At 65.9% G+C, this 25,903-nt stretch carries 24 protein-coding genes, 1 tRNA gene and 1 pseudogene; 16 read left to right on the forward strand and 10 right to left on the reverse strand.

Annotation, left to right across the window (positions count from 1 at the left end; translation table 11 throughout):
* Positions 1–113: 113 nt before the first annotated feature.
* The 6 genes from ACW18B_RS09745 (at position 114) to ACW18B_RS09770 (ending at position 6,516) form a co-directional block, all read left to right on the forward strand.
* The gene (locus ACW18B_RS09745; RefSeq protein ID WP_492051424.1) at positions 114–1,493 is read left to right on the forward strand and encodes a class II 3-deoxy-7-phosphoheptulonate synthase; all 1,380 of its coding nucleotides are present in this window, start codon (positions 114–116) and stop codon (positions 1,491–1,493) included.
* Between the two features lie 67 nt (positions 1,494–1,560).
* Positions 1,561–2,481: an aspartyl protease family protein gene (locus ACW18B_RS09750; RefSeq protein WP_492051425.1), complete on the forward strand. Its 921-nt coding sequence runs from the start codon at positions 1,561–1,563 to the stop codon at positions 2,479–2,481.
* 360 nt (positions 2,482–2,841) lie between these two features.
* Positions 2,842–3,654 carry an aspartyl protease family protein gene (locus ACW18B_RS09755; protein ID WP_492051427.1) on the forward strand — a complete coding sequence of 271 codons (813 nt, stop codon included), beginning with the start codon at positions 2,842–2,844 and terminating at the stop codon, positions 3,652–3,654.
* Between the two features lie 72 nt (positions 3,655–3,726).
* A complete protein-coding gene (locus ACW18B_RS09760; protein WP_492051429.1) occupies positions 3,727–5,517 on the forward strand; it encodes a long-chain-acyl-CoA synthetase in 1,791 nt (596 codons plus the stop codon).
* A gap of 65 nt (positions 5,518–5,582) precedes the next feature.
* On the forward strand, positions 5,583–6,206 hold the full coding sequence (locus ACW18B_RS09765) for a hypothetical protein (protein WP_492051431.1): 624 nt from the start codon (positions 5,583–5,585) through the stop codon (positions 6,204–6,206).
* 10 nt (positions 6,207–6,216) lie between these two features.
* Complete coding sequence (locus tag ACW18B_RS09770) at positions 6,217–6,516, forward strand: winged helix-turn-helix domain-containing protein (protein ID WP_492051432.1); 300 nt, start codon at positions 6,217–6,219, stop codon at positions 6,514–6,516.
* 27 nt (positions 6,517–6,543) lie between these two features.
* Here the strand turns inward: ACW18B_RS09770 and ACW18B_RS09775 are convergent, their stop codons facing one another.
* Both ACW18B_RS09775 and ACW18B_RS09780 read right to left on the reverse strand, forming a co-directional pair.
* Positions 6,544–7,449, reverse strand: a complete 906-nt coding sequence (locus ACW18B_RS09775) for a M23 family metallopeptidase (protein ID WP_492051434.1) — start codon at positions 7,447–7,449, stop codon at positions 6,544–6,546.
* Positions 7,450–7,453: 4 nt separating this feature from the next.
* On the reverse strand, positions 7,454–8,125 hold the full coding sequence (locus ACW18B_RS09780) for a hypothetical protein (RefSeq protein WP_492051436.1): 672 nt from the start codon (positions 8,123–8,125) through the stop codon (positions 7,454–7,456).
* Positions 8,126–8,308: 183 nt separating this feature from the next.
* On the opposite strand from ACW18B_RS09780, the gene panD reads away from it, so the two are divergent.
* Both panD and ACW18B_RS09790 read left to right on the forward strand, forming a co-directional pair.
* Positions 8,309–8,665: an aspartate 1-decarboxylase gene (panD, locus tag ACW18B_RS09785; RefSeq protein WP_492051438.1), complete on the forward strand. Its 357-nt coding sequence runs from the start codon at positions 8,309–8,311 to the stop codon at positions 8,663–8,665.
* Positions 8,666–9,130, forward strand: a complete 465-nt coding sequence (locus tag ACW18B_RS09790; protein WP_492051440.1) for a hypothetical protein — start codon at positions 8,666–8,668, stop codon at positions 9,128–9,130.
* Positions 9,131–9,190: 60 nt separating this feature from the next.
* Here ACW18B_RS09790 and ACW18B_RS09795 read toward each other — a convergent pair whose 3' ends face one another.
* A complete protein-coding gene (locus ACW18B_RS09795; protein ID WP_492051442.1) occupies positions 9,191–9,937 on the reverse strand; it encodes an SIMPL domain-containing protein in 747 nt (248 codons plus the stop codon).
* Between the two features lie 145 nt (positions 9,938–10,082).
* Here ACW18B_RS09795 and ACW18B_RS09800 point away from each other — a divergent pair.
* Positions 10,083–10,158, forward strand: a tRNA-Ile gene (locus ACW18B_RS09800).
* Between the two features lie 440 nt (positions 10,159–10,598).
* Here the strand turns inward: ACW18B_RS09800 and ACW18B_RS09805 are convergent.
* From ACW18B_RS09805 to ACW18B_RS09820, 4 genes are all read right to left on the reverse strand, one after another.
* Complete coding sequence (locus tag ACW18B_RS09805) at positions 10,599–10,967, reverse strand: MazG-like family protein (RefSeq protein WP_492051444.1); 369 nt, start codon at positions 10,965–10,967, stop codon at positions 10,599–10,601.
* Position 10,968: 1 nt separating this feature from the next.
* On the reverse strand, positions 10,969–11,580 hold the full coding sequence (locus ACW18B_RS09810) for a TetR/AcrR family transcriptional regulator (protein ID WP_492051446.1): 612 nt from the start codon (positions 11,578–11,580) through the stop codon (positions 10,969–10,971).
* A gap of 63 nt (positions 11,581–11,643) precedes the next feature.
* Complete coding sequence (locus tag ACW18B_RS09815; protein WP_492051448.1) at positions 11,644–12,666, reverse strand: glutathione S-transferase N-terminal domain-containing protein; 1,023 nt, start codon at positions 12,664–12,666, stop codon at positions 11,644–11,646.
* A gap of 18 nt (positions 12,667–12,684) precedes the next feature.
* The gene (locus tag ACW18B_RS09820) at positions 12,685–13,779 is read right to left on the reverse strand and encodes a ribonuclease Z (RefSeq protein ID WP_492051450.1); all 1,095 of its coding nucleotides are present in this window, start codon (positions 13,777–13,779) and stop codon (positions 12,685–12,687) included.
* Between the two features lie 107 nt (positions 13,780–13,886).
* On the opposite strand from ACW18B_RS09820, the gene ACW18B_RS09825 reads away from it, so the two are divergent.
* The 3 genes and pseudogenes from ACW18B_RS09825 to ACW18B_RS09835 all read left to right on the forward strand — a co-directional run.
* Complete coding sequence (locus ACW18B_RS09825) at positions 13,887–14,792, forward strand: haloalkane dehalogenase (protein WP_492051452.1); 906 nt, start codon at positions 13,887–13,889, stop codon at positions 14,790–14,792.
* A gap of 11 nt (positions 14,793–14,803) precedes the next feature.
* Positions 14,804–15,214 carry a DUF1330 domain-containing protein gene (locus tag ACW18B_RS09830; protein ID WP_492051454.1) on the forward strand — a complete coding sequence of 137 codons (411 nt, stop codon included), beginning with the start codon at positions 14,804–14,806 and terminating at the stop codon, positions 15,212–15,214.
* A 692-nt stretch (positions 15,215–15,906) separates the two neighbouring features.
* Positions 15,907–16,017, forward strand: a pseudogene (locus tag ACW18B_RS09835) (hypothetical protein); the annotation flags it as partial.
* 19 nt (positions 16,018–16,036) lie between these two features.
* Here the strand turns inward: ACW18B_RS09835 and ACW18B_RS09840 are convergent.
* Together ACW18B_RS09840 and ACW18B_RS09845 are read right to left on the reverse strand one after the other, a co-directional pair.
* Entirely contained in the window at positions 16,037–17,695 is a 1,659-nt protein-coding gene (locus tag ACW18B_RS09840) for a sulfatase-like hydrolase/transferase (RefSeq protein ID WP_492051455.1), read from the reverse strand.
* 93 nt (positions 17,696–17,788) lie between these two features.
* Positions 17,789–18,445, reverse strand: a complete 657-nt coding sequence (locus ACW18B_RS09845; RefSeq protein WP_492051457.1) for a 2-hydroxychromene-2-carboxylate isomerase — start codon at positions 18,443–18,445, stop codon at positions 17,789–17,791.
* 307 nt (positions 18,446–18,752) lie between these two features.
* Here ACW18B_RS09845 and ACW18B_RS09850 point away from each other — a divergent pair, with 307 nt between their 5' ends.
* Together ACW18B_RS09850 and ACW18B_RS09855 are read left to right on the forward strand one after the other, a co-directional pair.
* On the forward strand, positions 18,753–19,082 hold the full coding sequence (locus tag ACW18B_RS09850) for a hypothetical protein (RefSeq protein WP_492051459.1): 330 nt from the start codon (positions 18,753–18,755) through the stop codon (positions 19,080–19,082).
* A 50-nt stretch (positions 19,083–19,132) separates the two neighbouring features.
* Entirely contained in the window at positions 19,133–21,517 is a 2,385-nt protein-coding gene (locus tag ACW18B_RS09855) for an arylsulfatase (RefSeq protein ID WP_492051461.1), read from the forward strand.
* Here ACW18B_RS09855 and ACW18B_RS09860 read toward each other — a convergent pair.
* Entirely contained in the window at positions 21,507–22,637 is a 1,131-nt protein-coding gene (locus ACW18B_RS09860) for a hypothetical protein (protein ID WP_492051463.1), read from the reverse strand. The genes ACW18B_RS09855 and ACW18B_RS09860 overlap by 11 nt on opposite strands.
* A gap of 183 nt (positions 22,638–22,820) precedes the next feature.
* Between ACW18B_RS09860 and ACW18B_RS09865 the strand changes: the two genes are divergently transcribed.
* The gene (locus ACW18B_RS09865; protein WP_492051465.1) at positions 22,821–25,154 is read left to right on the forward strand and encodes a methyl-accepting chemotaxis protein; all 2,334 of its coding nucleotides are present in this window, start codon (positions 22,821–22,823) and stop codon (positions 25,152–25,154) included.
* Positions 25,155–25,341: 187 nt separating this feature from the next.
* Positions 25,342–25,632 (forward strand): hypothetical protein, encoded by a 291-nt coding sequence (locus ACW18B_RS09870; protein WP_492051466.1) that lies wholly within the window; start codon positions 25,342–25,344, stop codon positions 25,630–25,632.
* Positions 25,633–25,903 lie beyond the last annotated feature (271 nt).

A 25,903-nucleotide genomic window follows, 5' to 3' on the forward strand; every position in this document is an offset into this window, starting at 1 on the left:
TCGTTAGGATGAACTTTCCCCGACCTTGCCGAAAGAAGGCCTTGGTCGCATGATTTTGCCTTTTCTCCGCGGCTAGGTTAAAAGCCGCTCCCTTTGAAGCTGTTGAGCCTGTCATGACCACGCGTTGGACCCCCGCCACCTGGAGAGCAAAACCCGCCAAGCACATCCCGTCCGATTATCCGGATGCGGGCGCTGTGGATCGGGTCGAGCAGACGCTTCGCCAGATGCCGCCGCTGGTTTTTGCGGGCGAGGCGCGCCGTCTCAAGAGTCTGCTGGGCGATGTGGCCGAGGGCCGCGCGTTCCTGCTGCAGGGCGGCGACTGCGCCGAGAGCTTCAAGGAGTTCCACGCCGACAACATCCGCGACACCTTCCGCCTGATCCTGCAGATGGCGGTGGTGCTGACCTTCGCCGGCGGCAAGCCGGTGGTGAAGGTGGGCCGCATCGCCGGCCAGTTCGCCAAGCCGCGCTCGGAGCCGATCGAGACGATCGATGGCGTGACGTTGCCGTCCTATCGGGGCGACAACATCAACGGCATGGAGTTCACCAATGACGAGCGCCAGCCCGATCCGGACCGTCTGCTGAAGGCCTACAGCCAATCGGCCTCGACCCTGAACCTGCTGCGCGCTTTCGCCAATGGTGGCTATGCCGACCTGCACAACATTCACCGCTGGACGCTGGGCTTCGTGGGCGACAGCCCGCAGGGCGCGCGATACCGCGAGCTGACCGAGAAGATCAGCGAAAGCCTGGCCTTCATGGCCGCGATCGGCGTGACCCCCGAGAGCCATCCCGGTTTGCACCAGGTGGAGTTCTTCACGAGCCACGAAGCCCTGCTGCTGGGTTTCGAGGAAGCCATGACCCGCGTCGATTCCACCTCGGGCGACTGGTACGACACCAGCGCCCACCTGCTGTGGATCGGCGAGCGCACCCGTCAGCTGGACGGCGCGCATATCGAGTTCATGCGCGGCGTGAAGAACCCGATCGGCCTGAAGTGCGGTCCGACCATGGAAGGCGACGACCTGTTGCGCCTGATCGACGTCCTCAATCCGCAAAACGAGCCCGGCCGCCTGACCCTGTACGGCCGTTTCGGGTCGGATAAGATCGCCGACCGTCTGCCGCGCCTGATGAAGGCGACCAAGGCCGCCGGCCGTTCGGTGGTCTGGGCGACGGATCCGATGCACGGCAACACGCTGAAGGCTTCGACCGGCTACAAGACCCGGCCGTTCGACCGGATCCTGGCGGAAGTGAAGTCGTTTGTGGAAATCGCTCACGCAGAGGGCGTGCACCCCGGTGGCGTGCATCTGGAGATGACCGGCCAGAACGTCACCGAGTGCCTGGGCGGCGCGCGGTCGGTGTCTGAAACCGATCTGGCCGATCGTTACCACACCCACTGTGATCCGCGCTTGAACGGCGAGCAGGCTCTGGAACTGGCCTTCCTGGTGGCGGAGAAGCTGAAATCCTCGCGCGAGGATCAGCGCCGCCTCGCGGCGGGATGATTTGTCACAGTAACGTCATCTAAGCTTATGGGTGTAGCCTCCTCCTTTAGTGGAGGAGGTAAGCGATATGATGGGTTCAACCATCGCTCGCAGAGGACTGCTGGGCCTGGCCATGCTTTTGGCCGCGCCCCCTCTGGCGCGCGCCTGGGCGGTCGATCCGCAGACGACGACAACGTCGGACGCGCTTCGCTATCTTGATGAATCCCGCCGTCTGACCGTTCAGGCCATGGTCAATGATCAAGGTCCTTTCCCGTTCCTGGTGGACACGGGGGCCAGCGGTTCGGCCATATCGAGCGGGTTGGCCGATCGGTTGAGCTTGAGACGACAGGGAACGGTTCGAGTGCATGGCCTCGCCGGGTCTCAGACCGTTGACACCGTCAGTATTGACACCCTGCGGGTCGGCCGGCGCATGCACAGTGACATGGTGATGTCAGTGGTCGCCGCTGACGATATTGGCGCGGCCGGTCTCCTGGGTCTGGAGTGGTTGGGCAAAAACAGCCTGACGCTCGACTACAAGGCGCGGTCCATGCATGTCGGCCTGGCGCTGGCGGCGCCCGACGCCCAGACGGTGGTGGTCAAGGCCTATACCCAGGCCGGCGGACTGACCCTGATTGACGCCACCATGCCGGGCTCGCGGCTACAGGCGTTTCTCGACAGCGGCTCGACCACCACGGTGGGCAACCTGGCGCTCCTGGCCGCCGCAAGACGCAGTCAGGCGATCGTCGGAAGCGAAGCTGACATCGACCTGTCCAGCGCGACGGGGCAGGTGCTGGAGGGCCGTCCGGTCACGCTCCGTCGCTTGACCCTGGGCGGCCTGACCTTGCGCAACGTGCCGATGGTGATCGGCGACGTGCACACCTTCAAGTACTGGGGCATGGACGACAAGCCGACCATCCTGATCGGTTCCGACATTCTGCAACAGTTCGAGACGGTGGCGCTGGATTTCAGGCGCGGCGAAGTGCGGTTCAGACTCTCCGGTCCTGTCTGAAAGGCTTGGGTTGATTGTTCCTTGTTAAAATCCAACGATGGGTTAGCGGCCTTGGCTTGTGGCGCACCTCAGTGCCTTGGCAGGGCTGATGTCTCCCGGTGAGTTCCGATTAGAGACGCCGACTGTGCTAGACTCGCGTTGGCAAGCGAGCGCGTAAACAGTTCAACCTCAGATGGGGAGCAGGCGATGGTTGATCCGATAGCCCGCAGGTCTTTGGTGGGTTTGGCGGTATTGGCGATGGCTTCGCGTAGCGCGCTGGCGTCGAGCAGGATGCCGTCGCTAGATTCGACTGTGGCATCCCCGCCGTCTTCCGATGATCTTCGCTATCTTGATCCCCTGCGTCGCCTGACGGTGGAGGTCATGATCAACGAGCAGGGGCCTTTTCGTTTCCTTGTAGACACGGGCGCTAACAGCTCTGTGGTCTCAGACGAGGTCGCAAGACGTCTTGGCCTCATGTCCAAAGGGCGCGTCGAGCTCCACGGGATCGCCGGCGTTCAGATGGTTGATAGGGTGGTTGTCGATAGCCTGCGGGTGGGGCATCGGAGCAAGCACGGCGTCGCCCTCGCGGTGCTTGATGGCGCCAATCTCGGGTCCGCAGGCATTCTAGGTCTGGACTGGCTGGGCGACAGTAGTTTGCTGCTGGACTATCAAGGTCGCAGAATGCGGGTTGGAGCAGCTCTACCGCTCGCGAACGATCGTACAGTCATCGTCAAGGCCAAAACGCGCAAAAGCGGTCTGACTCTGATCGACGCCCATATGCCCGGACAGGCGCTGCGGGCGTTCATAGACAGCGGTTCCACTACGACTATTGGCAATCCGGCTCTTTTGAACGCTGCCCTAAAGCACAAGGCTATCCGGGGTAGCGCGATGGACATCGAGCTACGCAGTGTCACCGGTCAGACCCTTCCTGGACGCCTCGCCGTTCTGAATAGCCTGACGCTTGGTAAGATGATCCTCCGCAATGTTCCGCTGGTGATAGGGACCGTCCACACGTTCGAATTCTGGGGCATCAACGATGAACCCGCGATTCTGATTGGTTCGGATATCCTGCAGCATTTCGAACATGTGGCCTTGGATGTCCGGCGGGGCGAGGTGCGGTTTCGCGTCGGTTCGCAATGGGGTGGGTTTGGCATCGGTACGCAAAGGAGCGCCGTGCCTGGCTCCGGGCTCTGAACGAAAGACTGCCGGCGGCGGCTTGACCCGTCGCGCGGCGCTCTCCAATGGTTGTTTGAATGGAGGGCGCTTATGCGGTTGCAGTCTAGGTTGAAGCGTGAGTGGAAGTTCCTCAAGGGGCTGCTGCGGACCCTCAAGCGCGTGAAGTCGATCTCGCCCGACAGCGAAAACCTGATCTGCGATGACCTGGAAGCGGCGGTTGACCGCTGGTCGAGCAGCCCAGCGATCACCTTTGAGGGCAAGACGGTCACCTATGCCGAGCTGGATGCGATCGCCAACCGCTACGCCCACTGGGCCAAGGGACAGAGCATCACGCGCGGACAGACCGTGGCGCTGTTCATGCCCAACCGTCTGGAATATCTGGCGATCTGGTACGGTCTGTCCAAGATCGGCGTCGCGACGGCGCTGATCAACAATCAACTGACCGGCCCGGCCCTGGCCCATTGCCTGAACATCTCCCAGGCCCTGCATTGTATCGTCGATTCCGAGACCTCGCCGTGTTTCGAACAGGTGAAGGACAGCCTTGGCCGTCATGTCCAGCAATGGGTCCTGGGCCCGGCGCATGGCGAACAGCGTGATCTGGTCAATGCTCTGAAGAGCTGCAGCCAGTTGCGTCCCGATCGCGACACGGCGCGCGGTGGCCTGACCGCCAAGGACACCGCACTCTACATCTTCACCAGCGGCACGACCGGCCTGCCCAAGGCCGCGCGCATCAATCACATGCGCGCTCAGCTCTATATGCGCGGCTTCGCCGGTTCCACCGACGCCCGACCGTCCGACCGCATCTATGTGACCCTGCCGCTCTATCACGCCACCGGCGGCCTCTGCGCCATGGGGGCGGGTCTGCTGACCGGCGGGTCCATCGTGCTGAAGAAGAAATTCTCGGTCAGCCAGTTCTGGGATGACGTCGTGGCCGAGCGCTGCACGATGTTCGTCTATATCGGCGAGCTTTGCCGCTATCTGGCCAACCATCCTGAAACGCCGAACGAGCATGCCCACAAGATCCGCCTGATCTTCGGCAACGGCCTGCGTCCCGACGTCTGGGACGACATGCTGGACCGCTTCAAGGTCGGCGGGGTTCTGGAGTTCTACGGCGCGACCGAAGGCAATGTCTCGATGTTCAATTTCGATGGTCGCCGCGGGGCCATCGGACGGATACCGGGCTACCTGAAGAACAAGTTCAACAGCCGCATCGTCAAGTTCGACCTCGAAGCCGAAGCGCCGGTTCGCGGTCCCGACGGATGTTGCATTGAGTGCGAGCCCGGCGATATCGGCGAATGCATCGGCCAGATCGCCAACGACGCCCGCTCCAATTTCACCGGCTACGCCGACAAGGCCGCGACGGAGAAGAAGATTCTGCGTGACGTGTTCGCCAAGGGCGACGCCTGGTTCCGGACCGGCGACCTGATGCGCACCGACAGCGACGGCTACATCTATTTCATTGACCGCATCGGCGACACCTTCCGCTGGAAGGGTGAGAACGTCGCCACCAGTGAGGTTTCCGAGCGCCTGGCCTCCGTGCCGGGGGTGCTTGAGGTCAATGTCTATGGCGTCAAGGTCGGCGACCTCGACGGCAAGGCGGGCATGGCGTCGTTGGTCGTCGAGCCCGGCTTTGACATCAAGGCGCTGGCCGAACTGGTCGATCGTGAGCTTCCGGCCTATGCCCGCCCGATCTTCGTGCGGCTGCAAGGCGCGATCGAGACGACCGGGACCTTCAAATATCGCAAGGTCGATCTGGTTGCGGAAGGTTTCGATCCGGCCCAGGTCAAGGATCCGCTGTACTTTCGCAGTTCCGCAAAGGGCTATGTGAAGATCACCAAGGCCATCCACGCCAAGATCCTCGCCGGCGGGTTCAGGCTCTAAAAAGCACTTTACATTTCAAAGTTAAGTCGCTACCTCATTCCTGTCGAATGAAGGGATCTGGCGTCGTGACGGAAGAGATGAAGGCCATTCGCGATGATATCGCGTTCATGCGGGCCTTGGCCGAAGAGGGGCGTCAGGCGCCGCTGCTGGGCGGCCCCATACTCGTCGCCGCCGGCGCCATCTACGGAACGGCAAGCCTGCTGCAGTGGGCGATCCTGGCCCAGGTCCTGCGCGCGGCGCCGGTGACGCTGATGGTCGTGTGGTCCATCGCGGTCTTGCTCCACCTCATCATGATCGTCGTGCTGAAGCGGGGCATGCGCACCAAGCCGGGCGCGCAATCCTCGGGCAATCGGGCGATGAGCAATGTGTGGATGGGCGTGGGGTGGGGGTGTTTCGTCATCTTTTTCGCGCTGGGCGTGGCCAGCTGGAAGACCCGTGACCTCAACCTGATCAACTTCTCGCCGTCGATCATTCTGGCGCTCTACGGCGCGGCCTGGTCTGTCGCCGCGGCGGTGTCTCGCGCGACCTGGCTGAAATTCGTTGCGGTGGCCTCCTTTACCGGTGCGGTCATCATGGCGGGACTGATGGGCAACCCCTGGATCTGGCTGGCCTATGCCGCCGCCCTCTATCTGCTGGCCATGGTTCCAGGCCTGATATTGATGCGCCAAGAACCCTCGGACATCGTCTAGGCATTCGCGCATGAACGCTTTCGAGATCGATCATATCGACGAGGTCATTCATGGGCGCGTGCGTCTGGGGGTCATGGCCTATCTGTCGGGCGCCGAGGTCGCGGATTTCAACGCGCTGAAGGCCAAGCTCTCGGTCACCGACGGCAACCTCTCGGTCCACCTGCGCAAGCTGGAGGACGCCGGCTATGTGGCGATCGAGAAAAGCTTTGTGGGCCGCAAACCCCTGACCCGGGTCGCCCTGACGCAAAGCGGCCGCACCGCCTTTGGTCTGTATCTCGACGCCATCGGCAAGCTGGTCGAGTCGCGCTGACGCGCAACAGCCGCGATCCTGTCGGCGCTAGCCGCAGGTCCCGCCGTTCAGCTTGCGTTGATAGGCCTCGGCCAGGCTCAGATAGGGCGGGATAAAGGTGTTCAGCGCCACCGGCTTGCCGTCGCTCGTCACCCCGGCCAGACCGGCCCGCATCTCGAAATGCAGGTGGATCGTCGTCGGCGTGCCGCCAAAGTCGTTGGAGACCTTGCCCAGCTTCTGGCCGGCCACGACACTTGCGCCTTCAGCCACCGCCAGGGTCGACATCTGCATGTGCAGATAGCGGTAGGTGTAGTGCGGCTGGGCCTGGGCCACCAGGGTCACGGTGTAGGTTCCGATATCTGTGATCGTCCCGGCTTCGGTCGCGACGGCCCAGTGCTCGTTCTTCTTGCAGGTGGCCGGGCGGATATCCTGCCCCTGGTGTCCGGTTCCGGACCCGCACAGCGGGCTGGTGCGTGACCGCGCTTCGCAGAAATTGTCCCGCCAGGGCAGGCTGTAGTTGAGGCTGTCGCACTGGCTGGGATGGCCCGCCGGACCCATGCCGCCGCCGGGGCCATAGACCTGGGAATTGGCGAAGCCGGCCTCCAGCAGCGGCCAGCACATGCTCGGCGACCACACCGTTCGGTCCAGATAGCCCGAGCCCTGTCCGGCGGGCAGCTGGCCGGGCGGATTGTGCTCGAACGTGGCCGGAGAGGGCGCAGGCGGCTCGGCGGGCTGCACCGGCTCGCCGGGGCTGGGGGGCAGGGGCTCGGACGCCTCCTGCTCGGCGCCGCCGTCAGCGGGTTCGTCCTCGGCCTTGGGCGGGCCGGGATCGGCCGAGGGCGGCTTGGGCGGCCCATCGGTGGGGGCGGGGGTCTTGGGATCGCAGGCCGTCAGGGCCAGGGCGGCGGCCATGACGGCCAGGGCCAGCGGAAACGGCGCGGTGGCGTTGCTCATCGTCTCAGCCTCCCAGGCCGGCTTCGGCGCGGGCCGCCGCGCCCAGCACCACGGTGGTGGTCTTGCCGACCAGGCCCAGAACGTAGTTGTCGTCGGCGCAGCGCGCGTCGCCGGCCCGATCGCAGCGGATCTCGACGGTGTAGAGCACGCCATACCGCACGAAGCTGGCCAGCTGGCCGTCCACGGTGCGTTGCACGGTCAGCGCCTCGGGCCCGACCGGATCGATCTTCAACGGCTTGGCGGCGGGCAGGGCGATGATCGCCGTCGTGCCGCTCAGCGATATCCCCGCCCCGGGCGCGTCGGCGGTGATCGTATAGTAGTCGCCAAAGCTGTAGAGGCGGGCCCCGGCCGTCAGCTTGGGGTCGTTGGGCAGCAGGATCGGGACGCGGGTCGCGTCGACTTGGGCCCTGTTGAGGTTCGTCGCCAGGGCGTCCGACGCGCCGCCGCTCTGACGCAGGCCGCCCACGGCGCCCTGCCAGTCCACCTTGCCGCGCGGGCGGGGCGCCACGGTCGCCGCCGGCGCCCGGGTCAGGGTCGACGGTCGTGCGGGCGCGATCGGCGCGCCGGTCGCCGGATCCACCCGTGTTTGCGCGGTGACCCGCGAGGAGATCGTCACCCCGATCCCCACTGTCGCGACGACGATAATCGCCGCCACGATCCACTGTCCGTTACGCATGGTCCCCACCGCATAACCCCGTTCTCCAAACCCTAGCGCGGATCTGGCGAAGTGTTAATCCCTTCACCGGTGGGGCGAAGATTGAACCGCTGCGGGTTCGTGTCTATATGGCCTCAACGCGAGGGACCCTGCGTGCGGCGGTTCCAATAAAGTCCATAGTTCTCAGGGGGATAAGGTCTCGTCATGCTGCTTACGATGCTCAAGGCCAAGCTCCACCGCGCCACGGTCACCCAGGCCGACCTCGACTATGAAGGCTCGATCGCCATCGACCGCGATCTGCTGGACGCCTCGGGCATCCTGCCCAATGAGCAGGTCGACGTGCTCAACATCACCAACGGCGCGCGCTTCACCACCTACGCGATCGAGGCCCCGCGCGGCTCCAGGGTGATCGGCGTCAACGGCGCCGCGGCGCGTCTGGTGCAGAAGAACGACACCGTCATCATCGTCACCTATTGCCAGCTGCCCGCCGAGGAGGCGCGCAACTATGCCCCCACCGTGGTGCTGCTGGACGAGGGCAACCTGATCAAGAAGGCCGCCTAGATGCGTCGCCTGGCCGGTCTCGCCCTCGTCGCCGGCCTGCTGGCCGGCTGCGCGCCCAAACTGCCCGCGGATGTCGATGAGAGTGGGCTGACCGAGCTGGTCGGCCGCGGCATCGGCTCGCCCTCGACCTGCGTGGTGATCGCCGACGCCTCGGGCGCGGTGGTCTGGAAGGCAGGGGGCTATATCACCTGCGCCCGCAACCTGCCCACCTGCGCCGGGGGCGACCCGGTCACGGCCGAGGCCGTGCTGAAGGCGTCGATCGGCAAGCCCGGCCGCACCGCCAGCTGTCCCAGCGTCGCCGGCGGCGCCAATACGGTCGGCTGGGCCATAGGCCCCGTCCCGACCGGTGAGGGCAAGCCGCAGCGCGATCTGACCTATGTGGCGGTGATGGAGGGGGAGCGCGCCCTGCCGGGCCGCGAGATCCAGGCCCGGGTCGAGCGCGCCTTCGCGCGCGCCGGCCTCTAAACCACAAGGCCCCCGCCGCGGCGCACGGCCGCGACGGGGGCTACAACGGGGAAAATGGATCTAGCGCGCGACCTCATAGGTCGCCGAAACCTCGATCCGCACCTTCAGCTCGCCGCTGGCCACCGGGGTGGAGTCGGCCATTTCCCGCTTGGCCATGGCGAACACCGGCATCGGCGGAGCGGGCGTATAGCCGCCGCCTTCGCCCAGATTGACCAGTCGCACGATCTTGTAGCCCGTAGCCCGGGCATAGAGGTCGGCCTTGGCCTGCAGCGCCTTGACCGCATCCAGCCGCGCCGCGTCCTCGGCGGCCTGCGGGTTTTGCAGACCAAAGCTGATGCCGCCCGTGGTGTTGGCGCCGGCGGTCACCGTGGCGTCGACGGTCTGGCCCAGCCGGTTCAGGTCGCGAACCGTGACGCTGACCTGGTTGCTGACCTGATAGCCGTTCAGCTTGGGCGGCTGGTTCTGCTCATAGATATACTGCGGATTGATGTTCAGGCCCGAGGTCTGGATGTCGCGCTCGGCGACGCCCGCCTTGCGCAGGGCGGCCATCACCTGGTTCATCCGGACGCTGTTGGCCTTCAGGGCCTCGGCGGCGGTGGGGGCGTCTGTCTGGACGCCCAGCGAGAGGGTCGCCATGTCCGGCGCGACATTGGTTTCGCCGGACGCCGCCAGGCTGAAGGTGGTGGCGCGGAAGACGGCGTCGGCGCTCTGGGCCATGGCCGGCGCGGCGCTGAGGGCCACAGCGCCGCCCAGGATCGCGGGAACGAAGAGGGCGGCGGAAGCGATACGGGCGGGTATGGACGTCATGACAGGTCTCCTGGCGGGTTGGTCTGGAAAGCTCTGCCGACCCGCTATGGTTCCCTGATGGAAGATTGAACCTGAACGGGAGCTTTAAGCGGCGTTCGGCCCATGCTAATGCGCCCTTCCTCCGAACGCCATGCGCGTTCCCTGGGGGCCTGTAGCTCAATGGTTAGAGCCGACCGCTCATAACGGTCTGGTTGGGGGTTCGAGTCCCTCCGGGCCTACCAAACTCCCTCTCAAAGGCAGGGCTATCGCATATGGATCTGGCGCTAAAAGACCCAGCCTTCCTGGGCCTTGTGCCCAGGACCCATGGCGCCGCAGATGCGGACTTGGGTCGGTGTTACGGGCCGTTCAGCCGCGAATAGCGCCCAAATCAAAGCCTGCCTCAAACATGGGTCCTGGGCACAAGGCCCAGGAAGGCAAGATTTTTGAGTTTGTTAAAGGCTTGGGTCCGTCAGCAACCCATATGCGATAGCCCTGCTCTCAAAGGGGTTGAGATCCCGAGAACATTTTAGGGGCGTCTTCAGGCTGCTGCACCGATGCGGGATACGCATCGGGTGAAGGGCGCTGTGTCAGGCTATGGCCGTCTGGCGCGTCGAAGGCCAGCCGATGGCTCGCGGGTGTGTCATCGGACGGGGCGAGATTCACCCCGCGCATCCATCTTCCCTTAGGCGAAAGTGCAGTCTTGGCTCGTCCCCGGCTCCGCCATCCGCGTCGCCAGCCCGACCTTTTCCGAGGTCTTGTTGAACTTCTCGGCCACCGCGCGGTCAAGATCGATGCCCAGCTGCATGGCGATCAGGTCGGCGCAGATGATGACGTCGGCCAGTTCCTCGGCCAGGTCGGCCAGGCTGGCGCGCGAGCCCCGGATGCCCATGCGCTCGCGTTCCAGCTTCTTGATCAGGTTGCAGGCCTCGCCCACCTCGCCGGCCAGTTCGTTGCCGCGATAGGACAGGGTGATCTGGCCGTCGGTGTCCCACTCGGCCTGACGGGCCAGGTTGGCGGCGCGCAGGGTGGCGTGGGGCGGGGTGTCGGTCATCTCAGCGGTCGTCCTCGAGCAGGCGGCGGACGGCGGCGCGCAGGACCCCGGCGGCGGTCTCGATCGACAGGCCCTGTTCGCGGCGCAACCGCGACCAGGCCTCGAAGCTCAGAAGGAGGTCCAGGGCCTCGACCTTCAGCGGCGCTTCCAGCAGGGCGGGCGGAAGTTGGCGTTCCAGGATCTTGCGCAGGGCCGAGACCAGCTTGCCGCTGTCTTCGCTCAGGAAACGCGAGCGGTGGCGATAGGCTTCGGAGGCGTGCTTGAACGGCGCGATCTTCTCGAAGGCGTAGGCCCGGCGGTCGACCAGTTCGAGCACGCGGTCCTTCCAGTCGGTCGACTTGAACGGGGTGCCGACCACGGCGCGCAGCTCGTCCTCGATGACCACGGACATTTCGCTGTAGAGGCTGTCCATGTCCTTGAAGTGCCGGAACACCGTGCGCAGACCCACATCGGCGCGGGCGGCCACCTGTTCGGCGCTGGGCGACATGTCGCCGGTGCGGATGATCTCCAGCATCGCGGTCACGATCCGGGCGCGATTGTTCTGCCCGCGGCGACGGCGGCCATCGGCCTCTTCCACCGGTTCACTCATCGCCTTGCTTGCTTCTTGCGCCACGCAATCCCGCCTGACCGATTCCCTGCGGTTCCCATAGGGCGCGGCGGGGCGGGACGCCAGTCATCAAGCGAATAGCGGGGCGCAGCCGGTCGATTCCAGCAGGTCATCCACCAGAACCCGCTCTGGTTCGGGCAGATCGTCCCGCGCGTCTCGCAGCCAGCCCAGGCACTTGGCCTGATAGGGGAAAGGCGGCTGTGTCCAGGGCAGGCCATCGACCACCGCCTCCACCGCCGCCGCGCCGGTCATCACCGCCTGGGCGTTGGCCAGCATGACGGGCGGATAGACCCGGCCGATCTGGGCCAGCAGCGCCAGCAGGGTCGGGGGCGGGGCGTCCAGCATGATCCAGTCGTCGTCGCGCGGCTCCAGGCCCGACAGGTCCTCCATCTGGCTGACCCAGGCGAAGACGCGGGGGGCGATCTCCAGGGTCAGGGCCATCGGGGTGGGGTCGAACTGGGCCAGCTGGGTCAGCTGGCCGTGAACGGCGAAGTCGCAGGCGGCGGGTCGTGCGCCCAGCAGGAACGGCTGGACGGTCAGATGGGCCTCGAAGGCCTGCAGGAACCGCCGATAGCTGGCCTCGATCACCGGGGCGGTCGTGGGGTTGGAGCCCACCACATAGAGGCGGTCGATCTGCCTCTGGCTGAACTGCGCGCCGCGCTCGGCCAGTTCGGCGTCGGGGATGGCGGCCCCTCGCCAGCAGGGCAGGATGGCGGCGGCGCGGGCGATGTCGGCCGGATAGCTCCAGCGATAGTGGAACATCGCCTTGGTCAGCCACTCGTCGGCATAGTCCTCGATCAACTGGTCGATGAAGGCCAGGGCCGGGTCGGGCGGGATCACCGACCGGCCTGTGTGCTCCGCCTCCAGCCGGCGGATGATCGGCGATGAGTCGACAACCGCCTCCAGCGCGCCGTCCGGACCCGGCAGATAGAAGGTCGGCAGCAGTTGCACCTTGGGCCGGGGCAGACCCTCCAGCGCCGGCCCGGAACTGGGCAGGAAGCGGTAGGCGATGCGGCGATAGCGCAGCAGGGCCAGCATCTTGCGGGTATAGGGCGAGCCGGGCGCGCCGCTGAGGGCGATGGGATCGGTCATGAGGGGCTCCCGCGACGCCTAGCGGATCATCTTCAGGCGGTCGCTGACCTCGACCGCGTCGGAACCGGCCGGCAGGCTGATGAAGTCGCCGTCGCGGCCCACCTTGATGGGCCCGGTGAAGATCTTTTTCGACGACCCCAGGAAAGGCCCCTCCAGCGCGCCCAGCGGCAGGGCCGGGGTGATGTGGGTCAGCAGCAGGAAACGCACATTGTCGCGCTGGGCGATCTCGGCCGCCTGTTCCGGGCTGGTGTGATAGCCAGGGATGTCGCCGAAGATCTTGGCGACCCGGTCGCGGCCGGCGCTCTTGGCGGCGCGGGCCTGGACGGCCACCAGATTGGGGGCCAGCGCCTCGTGCACCAGCAGGTCGGCGCCCTTGGCGGCGGCCTCGACCCGGGCGGACGGGGCGGTGTCGCCGCTGATCACCACCCGCCGACCCTTATAGGTGAAGGCGTAACCGACGGCCGGACTGACGGGATCATGTCGCACCGGGAAGGCGGTGACCTTCAGGTCGGGCTCATCGATCAGCAGCAGGTCGGGCTGGTCGGCGGCGGCGGTGAAGGTCAGGGCCTGGCCGCCGAAGCCCGCGGGCGGCACGACGCCCGCGCCGTGGTGGGCGGTGCGATAGCCCTGGTCCATCCGATAGGCCGACATGAAGCCCGCGACGACCTGTTCCACCCCGACAGGGCCGTGAACGGGGACGGGCTTGGCCGATCCGCTGCCGGCCCAGCGTTGCAGCATCAGTTCGCCCAGACCGTCGATATGGTCGGAATGATAGTGGGTCAGGAACACGGCCTCGACCCGGGCCGGCGGCAGGTTCATCAGGGCCAGATTGCGGCTGGTCCCCGCGCCGGCGTCGATGATGAACAGCCGTTTGCCGGCCAGAACCGCCGTGCAGGGTCCCGCGCGCTTGGGATCGGGCAGGGGGCCGCCCGCGCCGCACAGGCCCACATGCAGGCCGTCGGGGAGGCCCTGATCGGGCGCCTGGCCCAAGGCCTTCACATACAGCTTTTCCATGACCGGCACGGCGATCCTGCCGCGCGCCAGCCAGCCGCCCAGTCCCACCAGGACCGCGACGCCCAGCGCTGCCAATCCCACCGCTGTCCTGATCCGCATGTTCAATCCTCCCGCCCGGACGGGCTTGACCCCGCCTCAATGTAGTGACACGCATATTGTCAATATATGTCGCGCAATGCGGCGATGTGTCAACGGGAGGCGTGGGAATGCAGGTTCTGAGAACACCGGACGAGCGGTTCGCGGGGTTGGCCGATTGGCCGTTCGCGCCACACTATTTGACGATCACCGACGCCGACGGAACCGCGCTGCGCCTGCACTATGTGGACGAGGGGCCGCGCGATGCGCCGACGGTTCTGCTGATGCACGGCGAGCCGTCCTGGGCCTATCTGTACCGCAAGATGATCGCCGGCCTGGTGGCGCGGGGCTATCGCGTGGTCGCGCCCGACCTGATCGGCTTTGGCCGTTCCGACAAGCCGGCGGCGCGGACAGACTACACCTATGAGCGCCATGTCGCCTGGATGAGCGCCTGGCTTACCCGGCTGGATCTGAAGGATGTCACCCTGTTCTGCCAGGACTGGGGCGGGCTGATCGGTCTGCGGTTGGTGGCGGCCTTCCCCGAACGGTTCGCCGCCGTCGCCGCGGGCAATACCGGCCTGCCGATCGGCACGGGCCTGACCGAAGGCTTCAAGGCCTGGCTGGAGTTCAGCCAGAACACGCCGATCATGCCCATTGGCCTGATCGTCAATATGGGCACGGGCCGCGAACTGAGCGAAGCCGAGATCGCCGCTTATGACGCGCCGTTCCCGGACGAGACCTTCAAGGAAGGCGCGCGGCAGTTCCCGGTGCTGGTGCCTGTGACGCCCGAGCATGGCTCGGTCGCGGAGAACAAGGCGGCGTGGGCGGTTCTGTCGGCCTTCGACAAGCCGTTCCTCACCACCTTCAGCGACGGCGATGCGGTGACCAAGGGCGGCGAGGCGATCTTCCAGGACCGGGTGCCCGGCGCGGCCGGACAGCCTCACGTCATCGTCCCGGGCGGCCACTTCCTGCAGGAAGACTGCCCCGACGCACTCACCGATCTGATCGACGGCCTGGTCCGTCGCGCCCACGCCTGAAGGAGCAAGCCATGCAGGTCAAGAACGCGGTCTATCCCCCCGGTGAGCAGGCCATGGCCTTCTTCGGCGCCGAGGAGGACGGGCCTTTCGTGATGGTCAATCTGCTGAAGTTCAAGCCCAAGGCGGAATATCCGGATGGTTCGGCTTCAGATCTGACGGGCCAGCAGGCCTACCTGCTCTATGGGGCGGGTGTCAGCAAACTGGTCGAGGGTTTGGGCGGGCGCATGCGCTTCAGCGCCCCGGTGACCGGCCTGCTGATCGGCGAGGTCGAGGACCTGTGGGACATGGTGGCCCTGGTCGAATATCCGTCTCTGGCGTCTTTCAAGGCCATGACCCAGTCGCCGGAAATGCACGCCATCGAGCATCACCGTATCGCAGGCCTCGCCGGGCAACTGAACATCCGCACCAAGGAAGGGTTCTAGGGCGGGGGGCGATAGAGTCCCTCTCCCAAAGGGAGAGGGAGGGGCCCGCCGCGAAGCGGTGGGAGGGTGAGGGGGTAAGACGCCAACCGATTTTCGCCCGCCGTTCGGCTCCGATCGCCATGTCCGCCCGGGGCGCGTCTGGTTTCCGCATCAGGGTGAAAAAAGGGGGTAGCACTGTGAGCGTCGGCTCCAAAGGCTCACCCAGCCTTGTGCTAAATGGCTTGGAAGGCGCTTTTCCACACGGCCTGGGTGGCGAGCAGACGTCAGCGCACCATCGCAGACAGTATAATGCTGGCGGCTAATCCCAGCATGGTCAAACGCGCTATCCATGCATAGCGGGTCAACCGTCGATCTCGGTAATCGCGATGTTCACCGGTCCATACGACTAACAATCCGAACATGATCGACGACCGTGATGATGAGAACGGGTACTCATCCGGCGGCGATCGGGGCCGCATTAGCGGATATTCGGGCTGGGTCGCCTGAGGCCGCCTAAAGTTGGCTAACCGATGCCGAAAGGCTTCAGTAGACGCGGCGATGGCGAGCACGTCGATTAGAACCGCAACTAGGATCACCATTTCCATAAGGTGACCCTAAGATGGGCCAGTTCGATCTGACAAGCAGACCTTATCAACGTCCGAGATGGGGGGCGTCCCCCCGTGCCCCCTCTCCTTAGGGAGAGGGCTGGATAGAGGAGTTACAGTGTCAGACGGAGTGCCGGAAAGCCGTCCAGCCTCGTAACCCCTCACCCTCCCACCGCTTCGCGGCGGGCCCCTCCCTCTCCCTTTGGAAGAGGGACTCTAGAAAATCTGGCGCTAAGCCCTAGTTATTCCACAGAATGTACTCGTCGGTCTCTTTGTCGGGCACGCTCAGCGGATGGTCGATGGCGATGGCGCCTCGCAGCAGAGACGGCCATTTGGGCTTGAGGTTGCGCGTGTCCTGCTGGGCCAGCAGGGCCCGCAGTTCGGCGACCTTGGCCGGGTTGGCGGCGGCCAGGTTGTTGCGCTCGGTCGGGTCGGCGGCCAGGTCGAACAGCCAGACCTTGTCGGGGTTTTCCAGCACCTGCAGCTTCCAGTCACCGGCCCGCACCATGCGATAGTCGCCGGAGCGCCAGAACAGCACCTCATGGGGTCGCCCCTTGGCCTGGCCGGTCATGAAGGGCGTCAGGTTCACCCCGTCGATGGGTCGATCCTTCGGAACCTCGGCCCCCGCAGCGCCGGCCGCCGTGGCGAACATGTCGATATGGCTGACTGCATTGGCGTAGCGGGCGCCCGCCGGCAGCACCGCCGGCCAGCGCATGTAGAAGGGCACATGGACGCCGCCCTCGAAGAAGGTGGCCTTCCAGCCGCGATAGGGACGGTTGATCTCGGGCAGGCCGATATAGTGGGCGCCGCCGTTGTCGCTGGTGAAGATCACCAGGGTGTTGTCGTCCAGACCCTGGTCCTTCAGCGTCTGCATCACCCGGCCGATATTGCGGTCCAGGTTGCGCACCATGGCGCCATACACCCGCTGGCGATGATCCTTGATCTGGGGCAGGGCGTCATAGTCGGCCTGGGTGGCCTGCAGCGGCGTGTGCGGCGCATTATAGGCCAGGTACATGAAAAACGGCTGGTTCCTGTTGGCCTTGATCGAAGCGATGGCCTGATCCGACAGATAGTCGGTCATATAGGCGTTCGGCTTGAAGGCCGGCTGGCCATTGTACTGCACGCTGTAGGGCAGGTTGGCCCACAGGAACTTGTCGATCGGGTCGAAGTCCTGCCTGGAATTGACGACGCCGGGATCCTTGGCCGGCAGGAACATCGAGGCGCCGGAAATGAAGCCCAGGCTTTCGTCGAACCCCTGATCCTCGGGGCGTGATCCCTTGGTGCCGCCCAGATGCCACTTGCCCAGATGAACGGTGTGATAGCCGCGCGTCTTCAGGACCTCGGCGATGGTGACTTCGGAGGCCGGGACGTTCAGTTCGTCCATCGGCGGCACATCCTTGGCCAGTTCACGCGAGAAGTGCGGCGGGTGCAGCGCGCCCGGCGACCGGAAGGTGCCGACCAGACGCGAGAAGGCCACCGGAGTCGGCGTGAACTCGAAGCCGAAGCGGGTGGGGTAGCGGCCGGTCATCAGGGCCGCGCGCGACGGGGCGCAGGTGGCGTTGCCGGCATAGCCGTTGGTCAGGTCGACGCCGCCCTGGGCGATGGCGTCGATATTGGGGGTCTGGACCACGCCACCGGCGATGCCGCCGCCATTGAGGCTGACGTCGTTATAGCCCAGGTCGTCGGCCAGGATGAAGATGATGTTGGGCGGGCGCTGGCCCGGGGGCAGGGCGCCGGCCGGAGGGCCGGCCTGCCACGGCACGGGCCGGTTGGCCGCCACCTTGGGCGCCATCCAGGCGCCGATGTGCAGGATGATGAACTCGCGGCTGAACCAGGCGCCGGTCAGCGCCGCCGCCAGGACCGCCAGAACGATGCCCGTCCACTTCAAAACTCGCATGCGTGTCTCCCCGCCAGATCGGCGGACTTTTCGCCCGTCGTTGAGGGCGAGGTTACATAATGGCACTCAGAGTGTCGATAGTGTGCGGCGCGCTCATCCGGTTAGGCGTGTCAGCCCCTGCTGGTCCAGTCGCCATTTGAACTGATCAAACCGGTCCTGGCCAAAGAAGGCCTCGCCGTTGAAGGCGATCATCGGCACGCCGTAGTGGCCCGCGGCGCGTTGGGCCGTCTGGCTTTCCTCGACCACGGCGGCCAGACTCTCGGTCTGGGTGCCGACGATCTTGGTCAATTCAGCCCAATCCAGACCGGCGCGCTCGGTGGCGCGGGCCAGGTGGTCGCCTTCGTGCCAGTCATCGACCTCGCCGCTCCAGATCACCTTGCTGACTTCCGTGATGAAGGGCAGGCCGCGCCCAAGCTCGGCCGCCGCCACGCCCATATGGGTCAGACGATGGATGTGTGGCTGCTCCTTGGGATAGGTGCGGGTGGCGAAATCCATCTTCACCGGATCGGGGATCGGCCAGCGGAACGGCAGGCCCAGAAACGCCGCCTCGCGATAGATGTCCTGCATGAAATAGCTGAACCACAGCGGATCGCGGGTTTCGAAGAACTCCGGCGTCCGCACCGCCAGCGGGTAGACCGGACGGATGTTTCCCACGACGTCGAAGTCGCGCTCCAACGCCGTCAGGCGATGGGTGATCATGTAGGAATAGGGCGAGCGGAACGACCAGTAGAGGTCATAGGCCAGGGTCATCGCGGTCTCTCCCACTAGAGCATTTTCCGATAAGTGTGAAACGGTTATCGGATCGAAAAATGCTCTAAACTTTTGATTTAGAGCCCTTTTCGCCCGACCCTGATGAAGCCGTCAGGTCGGAAAGGGCTCTAGGCGTTCTGATTATATAGTGACACTCTGAGTGCGACTATATCGCGTAAATCGACGCCGTCCATCTTGCCTTCCGACAGAAGTGGCAGTTAAGATGCCACAATAATGGAATTTGGGTGGGAACATGCAGAGACTAGCGCGAGTCCTCGTGGGGGCAGCGGGCCTTCTGGCGCTGCTGATGGCGGTTGGCTTCTGGATCCGGCCGACAGAGCTGGGCGACAAGCTGGGCCTTCAGCCGATCGGCGATCTGGGGCTTGCGTCGCTTAGAGCCGATCTGGGCGGCTTCTTCGGCGCGGCCGGCGCTCTGGCCCTGCTGGCGGCCGTGCGCAATCGCGGCGACCTCTTGTTGGCGCCCCTGATGCTGATCGGCGTCGCCCTGACCGGTCGCGTGGTGTCCCTGGCCATCACCGGTCCATCGCCCGCCCTGATCCAGCCGATGGTCGTCGAGGCCGTCCTGCTGGCGATCCTGATCCTGGGCCGCCGCACCCTGGCCCGCGCCCCCGCCTGAACAGGCCCACCGTCGCCCGCCTACTGCGCGTCCGCTTTCGGAGATGATCCATGACCGACGACAACAAGCCCAAAATCGACAGGCGCTCGCTGCTGCTGGGCGCAGGCGTGGGCCTGGGCGGCGCGGCGGCGGTCGCGGCCGGCGGTGTGGCGATCAAGTCCGCCACCAGTTCGATCGCCACACCCAAGGCCGTGGGCAAGGGCAAGCCCGCCAAGATCGCGACCTCGTTCAAGGACTCCCGACCGGCCCAGGCCGAGGAGATCAAGGCTCCCGCCGGCGCGCCCAATGTGGTGGTCATCGTTCTCGACGATGTCGGGTTCGCCGATCTGGGCTGCTATGGCGGCGAATTGATTACGCCGTCGCTGGACGCCCTGGCCGGGGCGGGGCTGCGCTACACCAACTTCCGCACTACGGCGATGTGCTCGTGCACCCGCGCCGCCCTGCTGACCGGGCTGAACCATCACTCGGCCGGCATGGGCTGGCTGGCGGACATCGATTCCGGCTATCCGGGCTATCGCGGCGACCTGACCCGCCAGAACGCCACCCTGGCCGAGGTGCTGGTCGAGGCCGGCTGGTCGACCTTCCTGCTGGGCAAGTGGCACGTCAACAACGCCGAGCATGGCGGCCCGACCGGCCCCTACCACAACTGGCCGACCCATCGCGGCTTCGAGCGCGCCTACTGGTATCAGGGCCATTCCAGCGACCACTTCCACCCGGGCGCCTTGTACGAAGGCACGGCGCGGGTCGAGACCAGCGGCGACGACTATTACCTCTCCGACGATCTGGCCGAGCGCGCCGTCGCCTATCTGCACACCCAGAAGGCCATGGCGCCCGACAAGCCGTTCTTCATGCAACTGGCCTTCGGGGCCGCGCACTCGCCGCTGCAGGCCAAGGCGGCCGATCGCGATCTTTATAAGGGCAAGTTCGAAGCCGGCTGGGACGAGATCCGCAAGCAAAGGCTGGAGCGTCAGAAGAGCCTGGGCGTGATGCCGGCCGAAACCCCGCTGCCGCCCCTGTCGCCGGGCGCCAAGCCCTGGGCTGAGCTGACGGCCGATCAGAAGCGCCTCTATGCCCGCTATATGGAGGTCTTCGGCGGTATGGTCACCGGGGCTGACCGGGCCATCGGCCGGGTCATGGCCGAGCTGGAGACCATGGGTCTGCGCGACAACACCCTGGTCGTCGTGTTCTCGGACAACGGCGCCTCGGCCGAGGGCACCGAGACCGGTACGCCCAACGTCTTTGGACCGGCCTTTGGCCGCCCGGCCTCGGAAGCCGAAGCCCTGGCCCTGTATGACAAGATGGGCGAGGACGGCACGTTTCCGCACTATCCGATCGGCTGGACCAACGCCTCCAACACGCCATACCGGCTCTACAAGCAGTACACCGCGCTGGGCGGCGTCGCTGATCCGCTGATCGTGTCCTGGCCCAAGGGCGTGGCGGACAAGGGCGGCGTGCGAAAGCAGTTCGTCCATGTGGTGGATCTGTATCCCACCGTGCTGGAAGCCTGCGGGGTGCAGCGTCCCGACCTCTATCGCGGCGAACCGCAGAAGCCGCTGGAAGGCGCCAGCGTCGCCAAGACCTTCGCCTCGTCCAAGGCGCAGACCCGCACCGAGCAGTATTACGAGTTGGGCGGCTTTCGGGCCTTCGAGGAGGGAACCTGGCGCCTGGTCGCCCAGCATCAGCGGGGCAAGTCGTTTGAGGACGATCACTGGGGGCTCTACGACACCGCCCGTGATCCCAATGAACTGCGCGACGTGTCGGCCGACCACCCGGATGTCGCCGCGCGGCTGCGCGACAAATGGGACAAGGCCGCTGTGGCCTATGACGTGCTGCCGCTGGACGACCGACCCCTGCTGCTGAAGCTGGTGCAGCAGCGCGGCGGCAAGCTGCGCAAGCGCTGGGACATCCGGCCGCCCGTTGACGAGATCTCGACCGATGTCGCGCCGATCGTCTGCGGGCTGTCGCATTCGATCGAGGTGGAGCTGTCGCGCCCCCGGGGCGATGAGGACGGGGTGCTGGTCGCGCATGGCTCGCAACCGGCGGGCTACGTCCTGTATGTCGACAAGGGGCGGCTGATCTATGAGAGCAGTCTTGTGCCCTGGAGCGAGGTCATCACCTCGCCCGACCGCCTGCCGCGCGGCCCCGTCAAGGTGAAGTACGAGCAGACCATGACCTCACGCCCGTTCGAGGGGCGTGGAGCGCTCTACGTGAACGGTCGCAAGGTCGCCGAGCACAGGTTCGAACGGGTGCTGTTCGCGCCGGGCTATGACGGATTCTGCGTCGGGTCTGACCAGGGCGCCCGGGTCTCGCGCGCCTACGAAGGCCCCAACCCGTTCCAGGGCAAGATTTCCCGGGTGCTGATCGATGTCGACACCGCCGCCATGTCGCCGCTGGAGATCATGCGGTTTATGAAGGCGATGCAGATCAAGGTGTGACCTTGGCGGTGCGGGACGGATAGACCTGCTGGATCTTGCTTTCGTTATAGCGTGCGCCCGGGCAGTCCACCGCATAGGATGAACCCGTCTGCCGCAGATAGGGACCTCTGCCGCTGTCGCCGTTCAGGGCCGAGCAGGAGACGGCGGTCTTGTAAATGACCGATCCGTCCGTGCTGAGTTCGGCCATGAACTGGTCAAAGGCCAGATCCAGCAGGCCGCGGGTGGCCGCCAGACGACGGGCGCGGCCCGCAAAGGCGGTGGTCACTTCACCGCTGGCCGAGATCGGCCGTGCGGCCGCAACAGGGCCTGCCGCGGCGCCGGCTGCGGTGATCACGCCTCCGGCCAGCATGGCTTCAAGATCGGTGAAGCGGCCGCTGGCCCCGCCGACCGCGACCGCCGTGGCGAAGGCGGACGCAAAGCCCGCCGGCGCGCGGTTGGGACCCCCGATCTTCCCGGCTTCATTCGCGCCGACCAGGCCGGCATAGGGAGCGTCGGCGATCGAAACCACCAGGTTCTGGTTCACATAATAGCCCAGGGCCACACCCAGCAGCGCGCCGCCGGTCGGGGCCAGGACGGCGTCCTTCGACGCGCCGATCGGTCCGGCCAGGGCGGCGCGGGTCATTTCGGGGGTGAAGCCGGTCCACGCCGCGCGATAGCTGGTCTCGATGGTGGATTGCTTGACCAGTTCACCGGTGCGCCAGCGCACGAGGCTGAAGGTGACGCGGGCCGAGGCCAGCTTGTCGGTTCCCAGCCAGACATTGGGGCCGCGAAGCTCATCGAACTTCACGTAAAGCATATATTCGCCGTCCAGCCGGCTGCGGGCCAGCATGTCGGCGCGGTCCAGATGCCGGGTCAGGGTCTCGACCACCTGTACCCGGGTGGGCCGCGTGGTGATGATCGCGCCGCCGTCGAACCAGCGAAATTCCGGCGCGCCCTCGACTTCCTGGACCGAGACATTCTGAAAGAAAGGCTTGTGCAGTGAAGCCTTTGCGACGGCCACCGGCGGCATGGCCGGTTGCCGAAGCGCCCGAACGTCGTCGGCGCTGGCGCAGGCGCTCAGCACGACCGCAGCGGCCGTCATCACAAGCAGCGCCTTCAAGGGCTTGGGCGTCATAACCATCGGGGCTCTCCAAAGTCGCGCAGGAGCATCCCGCAACAACCTTAATGGGGCATTTCCCTCAAGCGCTTCTTCAGAGCGAAGCGGCGGGTCAAAAGCGCCGCGCTCCAACGTGGTTAATGCGGGGTTTACGAATCTGGGTCGATGACTGGCAGGTCTGACCGCTTCCCGGAGTCGCCTGTTCTCATGTCCGCCTTCCGTCGCTTGACGATCGCCTGGAAACTGATCCTGGTCGCCGGTCTGGCCATCGGGCTGCTCCTGATCGCGGCGGCCTTTGCTGTGTCGTCCCACACCAGCGCCATCGTTTCGGGTCTGACCAATCAATATGCGGGCGCGGTGGCCGACGAGGCGATCGAGCAGGTTCGGGCGGACGTCAATTCAGCCGCCGCCGCGACCGGCGCGATGCGCGGCGCGCTGGCTTCGTCGCATGAGGCCGGACTGGTCGATCGCGACAAATTCATGGCCATCGTCAAGCCGAACGCCCTGGCCACCAGCAGCGTCATGGGCGCCTGGTTCATGGCTCAGCCCAATGCGCTGGACGGCAAGGACGCCGAGTTCGTCGACAACGCCGCCATGGCCTCCAACAAGGACGGTCGCTTCTCGGTCTATTGGGTCAACAGGAACGGCGCGCCAATGCTGGAGGCCCAGTCGGATGGCTCGGACTTTGCTGAAAGCTATTACACAGACGCCATTCGCTCCGGAAAGCCGGCCCTGACCGAACCCTATTTCGACGCCGTGGGCGGCGCCCAGGTCGCCATGACGTCGGTCGCCATGCCGGTGTATTCGGGGAGTGCGCTGATCGGCGTCGCCGGCCTGGACCTGTCGCTGGACAATCTCTCCAGGGCCCTGGGCGCGTTGCATCCGCTTGAGGGCGGTCGTGTGATGCTGGTGTCGGCAGGGGGAAAGTGGCTGGCGCATCCCGACCCGGCCTTGCGCATGCAGACCTATGCCGATGAGGGCGCCGAGAAGGTCCGGGGGGTGCTCGGCGGCGGTGAAGCCGTGGAAATTCAGGGCGTCACGGCGGGCGATGTTCCCATGCTGCGGATCGTCCGCCCCATCGCCATGCCCGCGCTGAATACGACGTGGGCTCTGGTCATGGACGTGCCGGTCGCGGCGATTACCGGTCCGGCTGACGATCTGGCCCATGTTCTGCTGATCGGCGGGATCGTGATCACCCTGGCGGTTCTGGTCGCTCTGTTCCTGGCCAGCGCCGCCATGGTTCGCGCGCCCTTGGCGGGGCTGACCCGCTCGCTCGAGGCGCTGAGCGCCGGCCGGTATGACCAGCCGGTTTCGGGCGTCACCGGTGGCGACGAGATCGGCGTGATCGCCCGCGCTCTCGACGGGTTTCGTCACGACCTCGCCGACGGTGAGCGCCGTCGGACGGAGCAGGACGCCGAGCGCGCGCTGGCCGAGCTCGAACGCCAGCGCCACGAAAAGGAAGCTGAAGCCTTCGCGCAAGCTCAAGCCAACGCTGTCGCGGCCCTGGGCGAGGGGATGGAAAAGCTGGCCGACGGCGACCTGATCTGGCGCATGCGCGAGGATCAGTTCGCCGCCGAAGCCCGCAACATGCCGCGCGACTTCAACACCGCCGTTGAAAGCCTGCAGGCGACCATGGCCGGCATCCTGACCGCCGCGCGCAGCATTCGTTCGGGCTGCGCCGAGATCAGCAACGCCTCCGATGACCTTTCGCAGCGCACCGAGCGGCAGGCCGCGAGTCTGGAGCAGACGGCAGCCGCTCTGGGGCAGATCACCTCGACCGTGAGGCGTAGCTCGGAGGGCGCCGAGCGGGCCCGCCAGGTGACCCTGAGCGCCAAGGCCAATGCCGAACGCAGCGGCGCGGTGGTCAAGGAGGCCGTCGCGGCCATGGGTGGGATCGAGCGGTCGTCGCACGAGATCACCAATATCATCGGCGTGATCGACGAGATCGCTTTCCAGACCAATCTTCTGGCCCTGAACGCCGGGGTCGAGGCGGCCCGGGCCGGCGACGCGGGTCGCGGCTTCGCCGTGGTGGCCCAGGAAGTCCGGGCTCTGGCCCAACGTTCGGCCGACGCCGCCAAGCAGATCAAGACCCTGATCCGCACCTCCACCGACCAGGTCGGCAAGGGGGTGCGGCTGGTGGGCGAGACCGGCGAAACCCTCGACCAGATCCTGGTGCAGGTCGCCGAGATCAATGATCTGGTCGGCGAGATCGCCGCCTCGTCCAAGGAGCAGGCCACGGGGCTGGCCGAGGTCAATCAGGCGGTTCACCAGATGGATCAGGTGACGCAGCAGAACGCCGCCATGGTCGAACAATCCACCGCCGCCAGCCACGCCCTGGCCGGCGAAGCCGAAGAGCTGGAGCGGCTGGTGGCGCGCTTCCAGGTCGGCGCCGAGATCCATGAACTGCGGCCCCACGCGCCGACGCGTCCCGCGCCGCGCCCGACCGCCGCCCCGTCCCGCGAAAGCTTCCGCCAGCGCTATGTGCAGGGCGCCAACGCCCTCAAGGTCGCACCGGCGGCCCGGCCGGGGGCGTGGGAGTAGGTTAGGGCTGGGCGGAGAGGAGAGGAGAGGGCGGCGGGCGCCGGAAGGGGACGTTCCCATCGTCTGTTCGGGGTGGACTGCCGAAACGTGCATCGTTGAGAAGCGCTTCGGATGTTGACATCGGTGGGGGGCTCCTCGAGAAATGGCATAAGCGCAACAGTTCGCCCTTAGCTGGTGGAGAAACCTTTTGCTCAGCTTTATCGTGGCCGTCGCGTTGGCCGGTACGCCCGCCGCGTCGCCAGTCGAAGATCGGCTGATCTCGGCCGCCCAGGCCTGTCGGGTTCCCGCTGCGTGGCTGGCAATCGGGGACAACAATCGAGTGAAGCTTGAGCCTTCCTCCGAGCACTCCTACGAGCAAGTCACTTGCCTTCTGAGCCAATTGCAGGCGCGCGGCCTTTACCGCGTGGATTTTGTCCTGCCGACCGCAGTTCAGGATCAGCCGGTCCAGCGGTCCGTGCTGGCTTCTTCCAATCCGTAGACCCGTGCGCCGATAGCGGACGTTGCGAACGTGCGACTAGGGTCGAAAGCACGCCTTGGCTTCCGTCCCGAAAGCCGACGCCTCGCGTCGCGCCAAGCCTTACATCTCTTGGAGGCTGTAGCGTGCCGGTCTGGACAGGTTGGTCAAGGACGGCCCTGCGGGCCGCCGCTCTGCGGCGACGCGAGAGCGTCGTCCTTGAGCAACCTGTCCAGACCGGCGATCGTCTCGCCGTGAGATGTAAGGATGGCTCCCTTCGGCGGCGCGGAGGGAG

Source organism: Caulobacter sp. FV2ps19 (assembly GCF_058681035.1).

Excerpts from the sequence above, each read along its gene's own strand:
- ACW18B_RS09805 (WP_492051444.1), bottom strand. The coding sequence starts at position 10,967 with ATGACCGACACCCCGCCCCACGCCACCCTGCGCGCCGCCAACCTGGCC.
- ACW18B_RS09780 (WP_492051436.1), bottom strand. The coding sequence starts at position 8,125 with ATGCGTAACGGACAGTGGATCGTGGCGGCGATTATCGTCGTCGCGACA.
- ACW18B_RS09865 (WP_492051465.1), top strand. The coding sequence starts at position 22,821 with ATGTCCGCCTTCCGTCGCTTGACGATCGCCTGGAAACTGATCCTGGTC.
- ACW18B_RS09845 (WP_492051457.1), bottom strand. The coding sequence starts at position 18,445 with ATGACCCTGGCCTATGACCTCTACTGGTCGTTCCGCTCGCCCTATTCC.
- ACW18B_RS09790 (WP_492051440.1), top strand. The coding sequence starts at position 8,666 with ATGCGTCGCCTGGCCGGTCTCGCCCTCGTCGCCGGCCTGCTGGCCGGC.
- ACW18B_RS09820 (WP_492051450.1), bottom strand. The coding sequence starts at position 13,779 with ATGCGGATCAGGACAGCGGTGGGATTGGCAGCGCTGGGCGTCGCGGTC.
- ACW18B_RS09755 (WP_492051427.1), top strand. The coding sequence starts at position 2,842 with ATGATCAACGAGCAGGGGCCTTTTCGTTTCCTTGTAGACACGGGCGCT.
- ACW18B_RS09775 (WP_492051434.1), bottom strand. The coding sequence starts at position 7,449 with ATGAGCAACGCCACCGCGCCGTTTCCGCTGGCCCTGGCCGTCATGGCC.
- ACW18B_RS09860 (WP_492051463.1), bottom strand. The coding sequence starts at position 22,637 with ATGGTTATGACGCCCAAGCCCTTGAAGGCGCTGCTTGTGATGACGGCC.
- ACW18B_RS09745 (WP_492051424.1), top strand. The coding sequence starts at position 114 with ATGACCACGCGTTGGACCCCCGCCACCTGGAGAGCAAAACCCGCCAAG.
- ACW18B_RS09830 (WP_492051454.1), top strand. The coding sequence starts at position 14,804 with ATGCAGGTCAAGAACGCGGTCTATCCCCCCGGTGAGCAGGCCATGGCC.
- ACW18B_RS09855 (WP_492051461.1), top strand. The coding sequence starts at position 19,133 with ATGACCGACGACAACAAGCCCAAAATCGACAGGCGCTCGCTGCTGCTG.
- ACW18B_RS09815 (WP_492051448.1), bottom strand. The coding sequence starts at position 12,666 with ATGACCGATCCCATCGCCCTCAGCGGCGCGCCCGGCTCGCCCTATACC.
- ACW18B_RS09850 (WP_492051459.1), top strand. The coding sequence starts at position 18,753 with ATGGCGGTTGGCTTCTGGATCCGGCCGACAGAGCTGGGCGACAAGCTG.
- ACW18B_RS09795 (WP_492051442.1), bottom strand. The coding sequence starts at position 9,937 with ATGACGTCCATACCCGCCCGTATCGCTTCCGCCGCCCTCTTCGTTCCC.
- ACW18B_RS09750 (WP_492051425.1), top strand. The coding sequence starts at position 1,561 with ATGATGGGTTCAACCATCGCTCGCAGAGGACTGCTGGGCCTGGCCATG.
- ACW18B_RS09770 (WP_492051432.1), top strand. The coding sequence starts at position 6,217 with ATGAACGCTTTCGAGATCGATCATATCGACGAGGTCATTCATGGGCGC.
- ACW18B_RS09825 (WP_492051452.1), top strand. The coding sequence starts at position 13,887 with ATGCAGGTTCTGAGAACACCGGACGAGCGGTTCGCGGGGTTGGCCGAT.
- ACW18B_RS09760 (WP_492051429.1), top strand. The coding sequence starts at position 3,727 with ATGCGGTTGCAGTCTAGGTTGAAGCGTGAGTGGAAGTTCCTCAAGGGG.
- panD (WP_492051438.1), top strand. The coding sequence starts at position 8,309 with ATGCTGCTTACGATGCTCAAGGCCAAGCTCCACCGCGCCACGGTCACC.
- ACW18B_RS09840 (WP_492051455.1), bottom strand. The coding sequence starts at position 17,695 with ATGCGAGTTTTGAAGTGGACGGGCATCGTTCTGGCGGTCCTGGCGGCG.